Origin of the sequence: Microbacterium oryzae (genome assembly GCF_030406385.1) — a bacterium.
Lineage (GTDB): Bacteria > Actinomycetota > Actinomycetes > Actinomycetales > Microbacteriaceae > Microbacterium > Microbacterium oryzae_A.
Genome location: NZ_JAUEPM010000003.1, coordinates 313,092 through 327,762, shown reverse-complemented (window position 1 = coordinate 327,762; position 14,671 = coordinate 313,092). Strand labels below are relative to the sequence as shown.

At 69.9% G+C, this 14,671-nt stretch carries 11 protein-coding genes and 1 pseudogene; 1 reads left to right on the top strand and 11 read right to left on the bottom strand.

The genetic code is table 11. From position 1 onward, the window contains the following. Nucleotides 1-139 precede the first annotated feature (139 nt). The 5 genes and pseudogenes from QWJ90_RS07600 to ctaE form a co-directional block, all read right to left on the bottom strand. Nucleotides 140-583: pseudogene (locus QWJ90_RS07600) on the bottom strand (alcohol dehydrogenase catalytic domain-containing protein); the annotation flags it as partial. A 162-nt stretch (nucleotides 584-745) separates the two neighbouring features. After that, nucleotides 746-2,446, bottom strand: coding sequence for a cytochrome bc1 complex cytochrome b subunit (gene qcrB, locus QWJ90_RS07595; RefSeq protein WP_290107078.1), 1,701 nt, complete (start codon nucleotides 2,444-2,446; stop codon nucleotides 746-748). Beyond that, nucleotides 2,443-3,507: a cytochrome bc1 complex Rieske iron-sulfur subunit gene (gene qcrA / locus QWJ90_RS07590; RefSeq protein WP_290107090.1), complete on the bottom strand. Its 1,065-nt coding sequence runs from the start codon at nucleotides 3,505-3,507 to the stop codon at nucleotides 2,443-2,445. Before qcrA ends, qcrB begins: the two co-directional genes overlap by 4 nt. Nucleotides 3,508-3,536: 29 nt before the next feature. Continuing rightward, nucleotides 3,537-4,340 (bottom strand): cytochrome bc1 complex diheme cytochrome c subunit, encoded by an 804-nt coding sequence (gene qcrC, locus QWJ90_RS07585; protein WP_290107077.1) that lies wholly within the window; start codon nucleotides 4,338-4,340, stop codon nucleotides 3,537-3,539. A 20-nt stretch (nucleotides 4,341-4,360) separates the two neighbouring features. Next, the gene (gene ctaE / locus QWJ90_RS07580) at nucleotides 4,361-4,990 is read right to left on the bottom strand and encodes an aa3-type cytochrome oxidase subunit III (RefSeq protein WP_156241659.1); all 630 of its coding nucleotides are present in this window, start codon (nucleotides 4,988-4,990) and stop codon (nucleotides 4,361-4,363) included. Between the two features lie 127 nt (nucleotides 4,991-5,117). Between ctaE and trpD the strand changes: the two genes are divergently transcribed. Next, the gene (trpD, locus tag QWJ90_RS07575; RefSeq protein WP_290107076.1) at nucleotides 5,118-6,182 is read left to right on the top strand and encodes an anthranilate phosphoribosyltransferase; all 1,065 of its coding nucleotides are present in this window, start codon (nucleotides 5,118-5,120) and stop codon (nucleotides 6,180-6,182) included. A gap of 6 nt (nucleotides 6,183-6,188) precedes the next feature. Here trpD and QWJ90_RS07570 read toward each other — a convergent pair whose 3' ends face one another. From QWJ90_RS07570 to QWJ90_RS07545, 6 genes are all read right to left on the bottom strand, one after another. Continuing rightward, nucleotides 6,189-7,094 carry a 5'-3' exonuclease gene (locus tag QWJ90_RS07570; protein ID WP_290107089.1) on the bottom strand — a complete coding sequence of 302 codons (906 nt, stop codon included), beginning with the start codon at nucleotides 7,092-7,094 and terminating at the stop codon, nucleotides 6,189-6,191. A 157-nt stretch (nucleotides 7,095-7,251) separates the two neighbouring features. Further along, nucleotides 7,252-8,058 (bottom strand): hypothetical protein, encoded by an 807-nt coding sequence (locus QWJ90_RS07565; RefSeq protein ID WP_290107075.1) that lies wholly within the window; start codon nucleotides 8,056-8,058, stop codon nucleotides 7,252-7,254. 62 nt (nucleotides 8,059-8,120) lie between these two features. Then, nucleotides 8,121-8,639 carry a hypothetical protein gene (locus tag QWJ90_RS07560; RefSeq protein ID WP_290107074.1) on the bottom strand — a complete coding sequence of 173 codons (519 nt, stop codon included), beginning with the start codon at nucleotides 8,637-8,639 and terminating at the stop codon, nucleotides 8,121-8,123. Nucleotides 8,640-8,698: 59 nt separating this feature from the next. Beyond that, entirely contained in the window at nucleotides 8,699-12,214 is a 3,516-nt protein-coding gene (locus QWJ90_RS07555) for an error-prone DNA polymerase (RefSeq protein WP_290107073.1), read from the bottom strand. After that, on the bottom strand, nucleotides 12,214-13,809 hold the full coding sequence (locus tag QWJ90_RS07550) for a DNA polymerase Y family protein (RefSeq protein WP_290107072.1): 1,596 nt from the start codon (nucleotides 13,807-13,809) through the stop codon (nucleotides 12,214-12,216). Before QWJ90_RS07550 ends, QWJ90_RS07555 begins: the two co-directional genes overlap by 1 nt. Further along, complete coding sequence (locus QWJ90_RS07545) at nucleotides 13,806-14,585, bottom strand: hypothetical protein (RefSeq protein WP_290107071.1); 780 nt, start codon at nucleotides 14,583-14,585, stop codon at nucleotides 13,806-13,808. The genes QWJ90_RS07550 and QWJ90_RS07545 overlap by 4 nt, the downstream gene beginning before the upstream one ends. Nucleotides 14,586-14,671 lie beyond the last annotated feature (86 nt).

Here is a 14,671-nt window from a genome sequence, read left to right as displayed (position 1 = left end):
TCCGAGGCCGCGGCCTCGACAGCCTCCCCAGCACCCGCCCCGACATCACCGACCCGGCTGACTAAACTGCCCACAACCGTTCACTTTTCGAACGCCGGAAGTGTTCACAATTCGAGCGCCGCCGACAGGCCTCGTACGGGATGGCCTCGGGAACCCGCAGCACGAAGTCCTCGTCCACGACGACGTGCGTGGAGTAGCCGCCCTGAGTGATCGTGCCGTCACGGTCGACGCCCGCGTAGGTCTGCGTGTTGCCCTTCAGGCAGTAGTTCTCCATGCCGGCGCGGCAGTTATCGCACTGGCGGCACGAGTTGACCATGCAACCCACGCCGACCCTGTCGCCGACAGCGTGCTTGGTGACAGCGGAGCCGACCTCGACGACCTCGCCGACGATCTCGTGGCCGACGACCTGCGGGTAGGTGATGGGGCCCCACTCGCCGCGCACGGTGTGGATGTCGGAGTGGCAGACGCCGGCGTAGCGGATGGCGATGAGGACGTCGGAGGGGCCGACGTCACGGCGCTGGATCGTGGTGGGTACGAGCGGCTCGGTGGCCGACGGCGCCGCGTAGGCATTGACGGTGAGCAAGGGAGGTCCTCCTGCGGTTGGGGGTCGTTCCCACCATTCAACGCCCATTTCCGAGGGAAGCGGGGCGCCCTGCCAGTACCCGTCTCGACAGTGCGTCGTCTGCGACGGAAAAGCGGATGGCCTCGGATCCGAAGATCCGAGGCCATCCGCTCTGAAGGTGATTCAGCGACGCAGGCCGTCGCCGGCCGCGAGCTGGTCGTGCTCGCTCTCGCCGGCGTGCGCCTCGCCGTACTCGTGCAGCGCGTGCTGCTGGTGCTCCAGCGCCGCACGGTACTCCGTCTCGGTGACGGGAGCCAGGCGATCCTCGAAGAACCAGCGCGAGAGGCCCGCGCGCATCTTCTGACCGGTGCCGATGCGGCCGCGGTCGTCGGGGCGCACGACGAGGGGCTCGAAGGTCTCCTCGGCGACGAGCTTCCAGCGCTCGTACTCGTTGACCGGCTTGTGCACCTCGCGGTACTCGCCGCCGGGCATCCGCACGATGCGGCCGGACTCGTAGCCGTGGAGGACGATCTCGCGGTCCTTCTTCTGCAGGGCGAGGGCCACGCGCTTCGTGATGAAGTACACGACCACCGGCATGACGAACAGCGAGATCTGCAGGAACAGGATCACGCCCTCCATCGTGAGGCGGAAGTGCGTCGCGATGATGTCGGACGAGGCCGCCGTCCACAGGATCGCGTAGAACACGACGCCGGCCGCGCCGATCGCGGTGCGGGTGGCCGCGTTGCGCGGACGCTGGGCGATGTGGTGCTCGCGCTTGTCGCCGGTGATCCACGCCTCGAGGAAGGGGTAGATCGCGACGGCGACGATGAACAGGCCGAGGATGCCGACCGGCAGGAGGATGCCCATGGACAGCGTGAAGTTGCCGATGTGGAAGTCGAGATTCGACGGAGCCAGGCGCAGCGCCCCATCGGCGAAGCCGATGTACCAGTCGGGCTGGGTTCCGGCCGACACGGGGGAGGGGTCGTACGGGCCGTAGTTCCAGATCGGGTTGATCTGCACGAGCGATGCGATGAGCACGATCGCTCCGAACACGATGAAGAAGAAGCCGCCCATCTTCGACATGTACACCGGCATCATCGGGTAGCCCACGACGTTGGTGTTCGTGCGGCCGGGGCCGGCGAACTGCGTGTGCTTGTTCACGATCATCAGGAGCAGGTGCACGGCGATCAGACCGATGACGAGCAGCGGGAGGATCAGGATGTGCAGCGTGTAGAGGCGCCCCACGATGACCGTGCCGGGGAACTCGCCGCCGAAGAGCAGGTACGAGGTCCAGGTGCCGACCAGGGGGAGGCCCTTGATCATTCCGTCGATGATGCGGAGTCCGTTGCCCGACAGCAGGTCGTCGGGCAGCGAGTAGCCCGTGAAGCCCTCCGCGAGAGCGAGGATGAACAGCACGAAGCCGATCAGCCAGTTGAGCTCACGCGGCTTGCGGAACGCACCCGTGAAGAACACGCGCAGCATGTGCACGCCGATGCCGGCGATGAACACGAGCGCCGCCCAGTGGTGGATCTGTCGGACGAGAAGCCCGCCGCGGATGTCGAAGCTGATGTGCAGCGTCGACTCCATGGCGGCGGACATCGGGATGCCGCGCATCGGCAGCCAGGCGCCGTCGTAGTGGGTCTCGACCATCGACGCCTGGAAGAAGAACGTCAGGTAGGTGCCGGAGATCAGCACGGCGACGAACGCCCACAGGGCGATCTCGCCGAGCATGAACGACCAGTGGTCGGGGAAGACCTTGCGGCCGAGCTCCTTGACGAAGCCCGACATGCTGGTGCGCTCGTCGAGGTAGTTCGCCGTTGCGCCGACGAAACGTCCGCCGAGCGGCTTCTGCTGCGGCTTGTCGGTGGCGGTTGCGGTGCTCAATGACGCTCCCAGAAGCTCGGGCCGACAGGTTCGGCGAAGCCGTCCTTGGCGACGAGGTAGCCCTCGGCGTCGACGGTGATGGGCAGCTGCGGCAGCGGACGCGCCGCGGGGCCGAAGACGACCTTGGCGTGATCCGACACGTCGAACTGCGACTGATGGCAGGGGCAGAGCAGGTGGTGCGTCTGCTGCTCGTACAGGGCCACGGGGCAGCCGACGTGCGTGCAGACCTTGGAGTACGCGACGATGCCGTCGTACGACCAGTCCTTGCGCTCCTCGCTCTCGGTGAGCTGCTCGGGGAGCATGCGGACCAGGAGCACGATGGCCTTGGCCTTCTCCTCGAGGTAGCCCTCGTCGTGCGACAGGCCCGCGAGCGACTCCGGGATGATGTGGAACGCCGAGCCGATGGTGACGTCGGAAGCCCTCACCGGGGTGCCCTCGGGGTCGAGCACGAGGCGCTCACCCCTGGCCCACATCGTCTCGTTGAGGAGCTGCACCGGGTCGTTGCCGTCGTTCGGAGCGAGGTTGCGGAACAGCGTGATGCCCGGGATGACGCTGGCCACGAGAGCGGCGAACAGCGAGTTGCGGATCATCTTGCGGCGTCCGAAGCCGGACTCCTCGTTCGCGGCGGCGAAGGCCTGGACCGCAGCGGCGCGGGTCGTCTCGGTGCCGCGGGTCGTGTGGCGCTCCTCGACGTGCTCCTCGTCGCTCATGATCGACTTGGCCCAGTGGATGGCGCCGATGCCGATCGCGAGCAGCGCGAAGGCGATGCCGAGTCCGATGAACAGGTTGTTGTTCCGGATGTTGCCCATCGTGGCGTACTCGCCCTCGATCGGGAACAGCATGTAGGCGGCGACCGCCCAGATGCTCGCCGCGACCGAGACGTAGAACAGCGTGTACACCGTGCGGATGGCGCGGCGCTTGGCCTGCGGGTCCTTGTCGGTGACACGGGGCCGGTGCGGGGGGAGGCCCGGGTTCTGCACCGGGTCGTCGACCGCGACGGCGAGGCCGGCAGAGGGTCGGTGGACCCTCTCGACCGCCTGCGTGTCGTGCTCGTGTGCCATGTCGCTCATGTCCTCTTCGTTCGCCATGCTCAGTTCGACTTCGCCGTGATCCACACCGTGATCGCCACGAGGCCGCCGATGCCGAAGATCCACGCGAAGAGGCCTTCAGAAACCGGGCCGAGCGAGCCGAGGTCGAACCCTCCGGGCGCCGGCTCCTCCTGCTGATAGAGCAGCGCCGAGATGATGTCGCGCTTGTCCTCGGGCGTCAGGTTCATGTTGTTGAACACCGGCATGTTCTGCGGGCCCGTGACCATGGCCGCGTAGATGTGCAGCGCGCTGGTGTCCTGGATGTCCGGGGCCCACTTGCCCTGAGTCAGGGCGCCACCGGCGGCCGCCACGTTGTGGCACATGGCGCAGTTGATGCGGAAGAGCTCGGCGCCGCGCGCCAGGTCGCCCTCGCCGTCGAGGATGTGCTCGGAGGGCAGGTCGGGACCCGGGGCCACCGACTGCACGTAGTCCGCCATCGCGAGGATCTGCTCCTCGGTGAACTGGACCGGCTTCTGCTCGGCCTGGGGGCCCTGCATCTGCAGCGGCATGCGCCCGGTGGAGACCTGGAACTCGACGGCGAGAGCGCCCACGCCGTACAGCGAGGGGCCGTCGTCGGTGCCCTGGAGATCGAGACCGTGACAGGTCGCGCAGTTCGCCTGGAACAGCTTCTCGCCGTCCTCCGCCGTCAGCGCCGTGTCGGTCGCGGTCGGCTCGCTCGTCGCGGCCACCGCAGCGGACGCGCCGGCGTAGATGCCGCCGGAGAGGACGAGGCCGATGCCGATGAGTGCGGCTGCGGCGAGGGGACTGCGTCGGCCGTGGGAGCGGCGCTTCTTCTCTCGTGCCATGGGTTTGTGTTGCTCCGCTCTTACTGCAGGAAGTAGATGACCGCGAACAGGGCGATCCACACGACGTCGACGAAGTGCCAGTAGTACGACACGACGATCGCCGTGGTGGCTTCCTTGTGCGTGAACTTCTTGACCGCGAAGGCGCGGCCGATGGTGAACAGGAAGGCGACGAGGCCACCGGTCACGTGCATGGCGTGGAAGCCGGTCGTCAGGTAGAACGCCGACGAGTACGAGTCGGCGGTGTAGGGCATGCCCTCTGTGACGAGCTGCGCGTACTCCCAGACCTGACCCGAGACGAAGATCGCGCCCAGGACGAAGGTCAGGCCGAACCACGGGACCATGCCCCAGCTCTTCCAGCCGTTCCCCTTGACCGTGTAGGGCTGCATGCGCTCGGCGGCGAACACGCCCATCTGGCAGGTCACGCTCGAGAGCACGAGGATGATCGTGTTCACGAGAGCGAACGGGACGTTGAGAAGCTCCGTTCGGCTCTCCCACAGCTCCGGAGACGTGCTGCGGAGCGTGAAGTAGATCGCGAACAGGCCAGCGAAGAACATGACCTCGCTGCCGAGCCAGACGATCGTGCCGACGGCGACGGGATCTGGGCGCTTCACGGTCTTCGGCGCGGGGGCATACGTAGCTGAGGTCGTCACCCATCCATTATGGCCGATTCCGACGGGTGATTCTGGCACCTGGGCATGTGCGTCGCGCCTGTTTCGAACTTAGGTCTGCCTTATAAGCTGCTGGGAGGCTGCTTCGCGTCAGCCCTAAGATCGTCGTATGACCGACGCGCTCAGCTGGCCTGCCATCCTCACCACCGTGCTCGCGAAGCAGGACCTCAGCGTGTCGGAGGCGACCTGGGCCATGCGTCAGGTGATGCAGGGCCATGCATCCGACGCTCAGCTGGGTGGGTTCCTCCTCGCGCTGCGGGCGAAGGGCGAGTCGGTGGAGGAGATCATCGGCTTCCGGGACGCGATCCTCGAGGCGGCTGTGCCGCTGCCCGTCGACCCCCGCGTGCTGGACATCGTCGGCACCGGGGGAGACCGATTCGGAACGGTGAACATCTCGTCGACCGCGTCCATCATCGTCGCGGCCACGGGCGTCCCCGTCGTCAAGCACGGCAACAAGGCCGCGAGCTCGAAGTCGGGCTCCTCCGACGTGCTGAGCGCACTCGGCATCGACCTGCGTCTTCCCGCCGAGGCGGTGGCGCGCGTGCTCGACGTCGCCGGCATCACCTTCGCGTGGGCGGCCGCCTTCCACCCCGGGTTCAAGCATGCGGGTGCGACTCGAGCCGAGCTCGGCGTGCCCACGGTCTTCAACTACCTCGGCCCGCTGGTGAACCCGGCGCGTGCAGAGGCGAACGCGGTCGGCGTCGCGCAGTTGGAGAGCGTGCCGCTCATCACCGGCGTGTTCCGCACGCGCGGCGCGACGGCCCTCGTCTTCCGGGGCGAGGACGGCCTCGACGAGCTCACCACCACCGGCTACAGCCGCATCTGGGAGATCTCGAACGGCGACATGCACGAGTTCGACATCCATCCCCGCGACGTGGGGCTCCCCACGGCTCAGATGGACGACCTGCTCGGCGGGACGCCCGAGCACAACGCCGACGTGCTCCGTCGCACCCTCGCCGGGGAGCAGGGCCCGGTGCGCGACATCGTGCTGCTGAACGCGGCGGCGGGAATCGTGGCGTTCCGTCTGTCGCAGGACCCGACGCAGGCGCAGCGCAACATGATCCAGCGGCTCGTCGAGGCTCTGGGCGACGCGGCGGCCGCGGTCGACGACGGGCGGGCATCCGCCAAGCTCGAGGAGTGGATCGCGGCGACGCGGTCCGTCACCGCGGGCTGAGTCGGCTCAGCGGTCGAGCGCCGCGATCGCGCGCGCCATGGAGGTGCCGAGGTTCCAGCGCTCCGCGAGCGCGACGGCCGCCGCGCGCTGCGCGTCATCGAGCGCGCGGACGGGCACCGCCACGTCGCCGAGATCGAGGTCCTTCACCACGGCCACGACGCGCGGGGCCACGTCGAGGTAGTCCGCGGCGGCGAGGACCTTCGTCGCCTGGCTCTTGGTCATGCCCGTCCCGCTCTCCGCGGCGGCTCGGATGGCATCGAGGTCGCCATGCGCGGTGAGCAGCGTCGCCGCGGTCTTCTCGCCGACCCCCGCGACGCCAGGGAGGCCATCCGATGCGTCGCCGCGCAGTGTGGCGAAGTCCGCGTACTGGGCCGCGCGGATGCCGTAGCGCTCGAGGATGACATCCTCGGTCATGACCTCGAGGTTGCTCATGCCCTTGACCGTCGAGATGACGCGGACATCGCGTGCGTCATCGACGAGCTGGAAGAGGTCGCGGTCGCCCGTGACGATGTCGACCGGCATCTGCGCCTGGGCAGCGAGCGATCCGATGACGTCGTCGGCCTCGTGCTCGGCGGCGCCCACGATCGGAATGCCGAGCGCCGCCAGCTCCTCGCGGATGATCGGGACCTGCGCCTCGAGCGGATCGGGGATCTCCTCGACGTCGGCACCGGTCTCGACGACCTCGACGACGCGGTGCGCCTTGTACGAGGGGATGAGGTCGACCCGCCATTGCGGGCGCCAGTCGTCGTCCCAGCATGCGATGACATGCGTGGGCTCGTACGCGGTGACGAGCTTCGCGATCATGTCGAGCAGCCCGCGCGCGGCGTTCACGGGCGTCCCGTCACCCGCGCGGACGGTGTCCGGCACGCCGTAGAACGCGCGGAAGTACAGCGAGGCGGTGTCGAGCAGCATGAGGCGAGGCACGAGCCCATCCTGCCAGCGCGCCGTCTCCCGCGCCCCTTCCGGCATGTCCCATTCATGCACCCCATCCGGTTGTGATGGCGTGCACAAATGGGACATGCCGACGGAGGGTGGTGGGGTGCCGGGACTTCGGGAGTTCGGCGAGAGGTCAGCAGCCGGGGCCAGCGGGATTCTCCGCGCAGGACTTCTCGACCAGCGCCGTGTGCGCTTCGACGACCCGCACCGAGGACCCGGTCGATGTCGAAGTGACGAGGCCCTCGACGGGGTACACGCCCCACTCGCCGAAGTCGACGACCGCGGTGTAGCCGACCGAGACGGTCAGCAGGTACTGACCGCGAGCGCCGTACGCGTGGCTGGTCGGCGTCGCGGAGAACTGCGGCAGACCGAGCTGCTGCCACGTCGAACCGCCGGAGTCCGTCGTCTCGTGCGTGCCGTCGCCGAAGTCGTATGAGAACCGAGTCGGGGTGAACGTGATCGTCACCGGAAGCTCGAACAGCGAGCCGCCAGACACATGCTGCTGTGCGGGAGCGACGACGTTCATCGGCATTCCGACGACGGCGACGCCGTTCGGCTCTGTCGTCACCTGCGGCGGAGCCGGGGCGAAGGTGAGGACATCACGCTCCGTGATGGTCGGGATGACAGGGGCTTCTGGGGCGGCTTCCTCCTCCTCCGGCTCGACCTCGTCCGTGCGCGGCGTCTTCGGGACGATGCAGCGGTCGCCCCGCTCCTGCCACGCTTCGATCGTGCACTCGAGCCCCTCGTAGCGGGATGGCGGCTCCGGACCTGGGGCGAGCGGCGGCCCGCCGTTCTGATGCCGGCTCGGCGGCGGCTCGATGAACTGCTGAGGAGGCTGCGGCACCCGTGGAACGCGCCGCTCACCCTCGATGTCGACGTGATCCTGCTCGTTGTCGGTGCAGATGCCGATCAAGCTGTCCTCGGGGGAACAGCCGGCCACCGGCATCGCCGCGGCATCCGGCCCAAAGCTCACGGCCAAGGTAGCGACAAGAATGAGTGATGTCAGCATGGAGCGCTGCTGCTTTCGCTTGCAGCGATCTTGAGAGCGGGGCCCGCGGAGGTGAGGCTGACGGACAAGGCGTAGAGCTGTCGCGCCTCTTCAGGGGTTACTGTCGCACCGGCTTCGTCGATAATCTCAGCAGCTGAAGCATCGATACACACCAAGGCGCCGATTTCGAAAGAGCTTTCAATCTGGCTGAAGTTTTGAGGGATGAAATCGAGGACTTGAAGGTCTCCCTGAATCGAGCGACCTGACTCCTCAAGATTGGCGCGAGTTCGCCGGTCGGCAGCTAGAGGTTCTCCTGTCAGGAACCTTTCCGGATCAGCGTCCTCGTCACCGGCGTTACGGGCATTGAGAGCGTCGATATAAGCCCGATACGTCGCCTCGGCGGCGGCGAAGGCCTCCTCCTCACTCGCGAAGCCGGTAGGCGAGGGCGTGGGAGCGGGCTCGGGGACGCATCCGGTCAGGGTCATCACGGCGGTGGCCGCGGTGACGAGGATGAGCAGCCGGCGGGGCGTCATGGGCATCACGGTAGTGCCGTCGCGCGGGCGGCGTCAGACTTATCCACAGCGGTCCGGGCTCAGCGGAAGTCGCGGGAGGCGTGCTTCACCCCCACGCGGAGGTCCTCGAACGCGTCCGCGATGAGGTTCACGACTCCTTCGGGCGTCGACTCCAGGATGCCCCGGGCGATGAGGGCGGGACTGTCGCGCAGGACACGACGGTAGCGATTCCAGACCCCGGTGGAGCAGATGACGTTCATGAGCCCGTGCTCGTCCTCCAGGTTGAGGAACGTGACCCCCGACGCCGTGGCCGGGCGCTGGCGATGGGTCACGAGCCCGGCGACCTCGATCCGGCGCCCAGACTCATGGCTGCGCAGCGCAGACGACGGGAGCACGCCGCGTGCGTTGAGCGCGACGCGGTAGTGCCGCAGCGGATGGTCGTTGACCGAGATGCCCGTCGCCCACAGATCGTCGGCCAGCCGCTCGAAGCTGGTGGGATCCGGGAAGAGCGGCGGCTGCACGGCAGCGATCGTCCCCGTCAGGAACTCGGCACGGTCCAGGGCCGCGGCCCCGGCCATCCAGATCGCCTCGCGCCGAGTCATCCCGAGCCCCTCGAACGCGCCGGCGGTCGCGAGGGATTCGACCTGCGTCTCCGAGACGCCGGTGCGACGGACGAGCCCGTGCAGGTCGGTGTACGGACCGTTCGCCTCCCGTTCGGCGACGATGCGCTTCGCGGTCGCGAGGCCGATCCCGGTGACGCCCGCGAGGCCCAGCCGCACCGCGTGGGCGCCGTCGCGCCGGTGCGCGGCCGACTCATCCGGCGCGCGGATGTCGAAGTCGGGGACCGGCGGCTGGATATGCGCGCGGCATGCGTCGCGCCCCGTTGCCGCCCGATGCGGCACGCCGATGGTCTCGCGGCTGTGCAGAGGGTGTCCGGGTGCCGTCGTATCCGGCAGGTCGAGGGGCTCGAGCACCTCCGTCGCGCCCGAGAGGTTGATGTCGGGCCGGCGCACTCTCACGCCGTGGCGTCGCGCATCCGCGGTGAGCGAAGCGGGGGAGTAGAACCCCATCGGCTGCGAGCGCAGCAGCCCCGCGAGGAACGCGGCCGGGTAGTGCAGCTTGATCCACGACGAGGCGTAGACAAGCAGCGCGAACGACAGCGAGTGCGACTCGGCGAAGCCGAAGTTCGCGAAGGCCTGGATGCGTCCGTAGAGATCGTCGGCGAGCTCTCCTGTGATGCCGTTGTCGGCCATCCCCTGGTAGAGCTTCTCCTTGAGGGTCTCGATCTTCTCCTGGCCGCGCTTCGATCCCATCGCGCGCCGGAGCAGGTCGGCCTCGGCCGCCGTGCAGTCGCCGACCGCGACGGCCATCTGCATGAGCTGCTCCTGGAAGATCGGCACCCCCAGGGTGCGCTTGAGCACCGGCTCGAGCTTGGGGTGCGGGTACTCGATGACGTCCTGGAGGCACTGCTCGAGGGAGAGGTCGGGATGCGCGGCACGGTATGCGGCGAGCGCCGCCTTGCGCTTGACGAACGGATGGACGGCGCCACCCTGGATGGGACCGGGACGGATGAGGGCGATCTGCACGACGAGGTCGTAGAAGCGCCGCGGCTGCAGGCGGGGGAGCAGCCCCATCTGCGCGCGCGACTCCACCTGGAAGACCCCGATGGAGTCCGCGCGGCCGAGCATGTCGTAGACGGCGGCCTCCTCGCGAGGGAGGGTCTCGAGCGTCCACGCCTCTCCGGTCGCCTCGCGGATGATGTCGAAGCAGTGCTGGAGCGCGGCGAGCATCCCGAGACCCAGCAGATCGAACTTGACCAGGCCCATCCAGGCCGCGTCGTCCTTGTCCCACTGGATGACCGTGCGCATCTCCATGCGCGCGTGCTCGATGGGCACGACCTCGCCGACGGGGCGCTCCGTGAGCACCATGCCGCCGGAGTGAATGCCGAGGTGCCGGGGCGCCTTGAGCAGCTCGGTGGCGTAGACGAGCACCTGATCGGGGATGTCGTGGTCGGGCCCCGTCTCGAGGGACGCGCCCCAGCCCTCGACCTGCTTCGACCAGGCGTCCTGCTGCCCGGGTGAGAACCCGAGCGCCTTGGCCATGTCGCGGATGGCGTTCTTCGGCCGGTACTGGATGACGTTCGCCACCTGCGCGGCGCGTTCCCGACCGTACTGCTCGTAGACCCACTGGATGATCTCCTCGCGGCGGTCGGAGTCGAAGTCGACGTCGATGTCGGGCTCCTCCTCGCGCAGCGCCGAGAGGAACCGCTCGAACGGCAGCTCGTAGTAGATCGCGTCGACCGCGGTGATGTCGAGCAGATAGCAGACGGCGCTGTTGGCCGCAGAGCCCCGGCCCTGGCAGAGGATGCCCCGGCGACGCGCCTCCTGGACGATGGAGTGGACGATGAGGAAGTACCCCGGGAAGTCCTTCTGCTCGATGACGCGCAGCTCCTTGTCGATCCGCGCGCGCACGGCGGCGTCGGCATCCGGATACTTGCGCGCGACGCCCTCCCACACGAGCTGGCGCAGGTACGACATGGGCGTGTGTCCCTCGGGCACCCGCTGCTTCGGCAGCGCGGGCTTGGCCTTCCGCAGCGGGAAGGCGAGCTCGTCGGCCAGCGGCACCGTGCGCGCGACGGCGCCCGGGTAGCGGGCGAAGAGGCGCGTCATCTCCGCCCCCGAGCGCAGATGCGCGGAGGTGTGGGAGGGCAGCCATCCGTCGAGCTCGTCCATGCTGCGGTTCGCGCGCACCGCGGCGACGGCGGCCGCAAGCTCGGCATCGTGCGGGGCCGCGTAGTGCACGTTGTTGGTCGCCACGGTCGGCAGCCGCATCCGGTCGGCGAGCGCGGCGAGCGCGTCGTTTCGCAGGCAGTCGAGCGGGTCGCCGTGGTCGCTGAGCTCGACGTGCACGTTCTCCCGCCCGAACAGCGCGATGAGGCGGTCGACCTCGCGCTGCGCGCCTTCGAGGTCGTCGGCGGTGCGCAGGGCCGGGTCGATCGCCCGGCGCACGCCCCCCTTTCGGCATCCGGTGAGGATGGCCCAGTGCCCGTCGGCCTGCGCGCTCAGCTCCTCGAGGTCGTAGACGGGGCGCCCCTTCTCGCCGCCGCGCAGCTGCGCGTGCGTGATGGCGGCCGAGAGCCGGTGGTACCCCTCCATCCCGCGGGCGAGGACGAGCAGATGCTCGCCCTCCGGGTCGGCATGCCCCTTCTGCGGCTGGGCGAGCCCGAGCGACAGCTCCGCGCCGAAGACGGTCTGCACGCTGGTCGCCTCCGCCGCCTCGGCGAACCGGGCGAGCCCGTAGAAGCCGTCGTGGTCGGTGAGCGCGAGGGCGTGCAGACCCAGTCGCTCGGCCTCCTCGACCAGCGTCTCGGGCGAGGATGCGCCATCCAGGAAGGAGAACGATGAGTGCGCGTGCAGCTCGGCATAGGGGATGGCGTCGGCCGGCCGCTCGATGGACGGCGGCTGGTACGCGCCTCGCTTGCGGCTCCATGCGGGACTGTCGCCGCCATCCGCCCCCGCCGGGACGTGATCGGGACGCCGGCCGCTCATCGCCCGCTCGAGCTCCGACCACGGCACCGGCGGATTGTGGAATCCCATCAGGCGTACCTCCCCTCGATCCACCAGGAGCCGTTCTCCAGCACGAGGAGCCAGGCGGTCTGGTCCGCGTCGACGACCTGGAAGCGGTGCGCTCGCCGCATCCGCTCGCCGTCCCAGCCGCGCTCGATCACGGGCCAGGGGCCCGCCCATGCGGCGAGGGGACGGCCATCCATCGCCGCCGGCGCGGTCGTGAGCAGACCGCGGTCGTCGACGGCGACCTCCGCGCCGCCCGCCCCGGCGACCCGCGTGCGCCGCGGACTGCGGAACACCTCGGTCGGAAGCGGCTGCGGGAGGGCGCCGGGCCAGGGCGCGTCCCGGCGCTGCGCGGGGCGCTCGCCGTCGCCCCACGGCACGCGCACCTCGCGCTCCTCCAGCCAGCGCCCGCCGCCGATCGCGAGGGTCACGACGCCGCGGTGCCCGAGCAGCGCCTGCACGCGCGACATGGCGTGATGCAACCGCTCGTCGGGGCCTTGGCCGATGAGGGTCGGCTGGTGGTGCACGCTGTCGTCGACGGCCTCGGGCTCGATGCGCACGTGGGAGATGCCGCCGATGAGGGCGCCGTCGTCCTCCTCCGCGGCGGACTGCAGCTGCCAGCGCACGCGGTCGACGAGCGAGGCGGGATCGAAGCGCGTCGGATGCAGCCACACCCGCTCGCTGCGGCTGCCGCGGTCGTCGGTGAGGATGATCCGCGCCTCCGTGCAGACGAGCCCGGCCTCGCCGAGTGCCGTGCACACGTCGTCGCAGGTCTGGCGCACGGCGAACGCGATCTGGTCGGCGAGCTCGAGGGGCGGCTCGAGGGAGAGGTCACGCGCCAGCTCGGGTGGCGGCACGCGCGGCTCGACGGGGCGGGAGTCCGCGCCGCGGGCGAGGTCGTGGAGGCGCACGCCGTGTTCCCCGAGCCGGGAGCGCACCTGCTTGCCGTCGAGCGCGGCGAAGTCGCCCAGGGTCTGCACGCCCAGCTTCACGAGCAGGCTGACGAGGGCGTCGTCTTCGATCGTCGCGATGGAGAGCGGGGCGAGGAAGTCGGCGGATGCCCCGGGCGGCACGCTGCGGACGGTCGCGTCGGCGCGGGTGAGGCGGGCGGCGCGCTCGGCCGTGAAGATCCCATCGGCGATGCCCGCACGGCCGCCGGGGAGCCCCATCTCCGCGAGGGCCGCGAGCAGCGCCTCCGCCGCGGACTCCTCGCCGCCGTAGAAGCGCGCCGGACCCCGGGCGCGAACCGCCGCGAGGCCGGGACGCAGCGGCTGCACGCCGGGGGTGAGCTCGTCGAGTCGCGTCAGCACGGGGAGGAATGCGCGCTCGTCACGCCCCGGGTCGGCGGGGGCGATGCGCAGCGCGGGGCAGGCTGCCTGGGCGTCGCGGCGTCGCTGCCCGCGTCTGACGCCCTCGGCTCGGGCGGCGGCCGAGCAGGCGACCACCCGGTTGGCATGCAGGATCGCGACCGGGGGCGCGGCGTCGGCCGTGAGCGCACCGGCCTCGCTCGGCGCGCGGCCCGCAGGGTTGCGGGCAGCGCGGCGTGCCGCGTCGCGGGACACGGTGCGCAGGTGCGCCGTCACGGGCCAGTCCGGCAGCCAGACGACGATGGCCCTCGTCATCCGACCGCCGCCAATCCGCGTCGGGTCTTCTGCTCGGCTCGGGCGAGCACCTCCCGGGCGCGTGCAGCGCGCTCGACGGTCTCCGGATCGGCGGGCTCGGGGCGAGCGGCCGGGACCGGTGCGGGGACGAGGGTCGGGCGAGGGATGGCCACCGGCGCGCCGAGTGGACCGGGCAGCTGCACGCGCACCCGCTTCGGGATGGGGGAGCGTCGTCCCGACGATGCCACCGTCACCATGCGGGCGGTGAGGAGACCGTGCCCCTCGCCCAGTCCCGTCCAGACCGGGTCCTCCAGGTGCAGGGCAGCCTCCGCCTGCGGCCATCCACCCGCCACGAGCAGCACGCCGCCCCGGTCGCGAAGCCGGGCCATGAGGCGGGCGACCTCGGCATCGCGTGGCGAGCCGACGGGGCGCACGGCGACGACGGGGAAGACCTCCGCGATCGCCGACACCGCTGCGAGCCAGCGGTCGCCCGGGTCGGGCACGAGGGCGAAGCGAGAGAGATCGACGCCGGCGGCCTCGGCCGCCTCGGCCGAGAGCTCGGGCATCCCCACGACCGCGCACCACGACCCCGCGCGAGACGGCTCGGCGAGCAGCGCGAGGAGCAGGCTCGCCGAGGAATCGAGCGTGTAGACGGCCCCCGGCCGCAGCCCGCCCTCGGGGAAGAGCGGCGCGAGCGCGTCGTGCACGGGCAGCGCCTTGACGCGCGCGCTCGCCCGCTGCATCCTGCTGATCTCGGTCTGCAGACGCAGCACCTCGACCGGAAGTGCCATCCCCATCCCACCATTCTAGAAAGTATGTTCTAGCTCCGCCAGAGGAGTTCTTCGAACACTATTTCCAGCCTCGGACATCGCGGTCGAGAGGA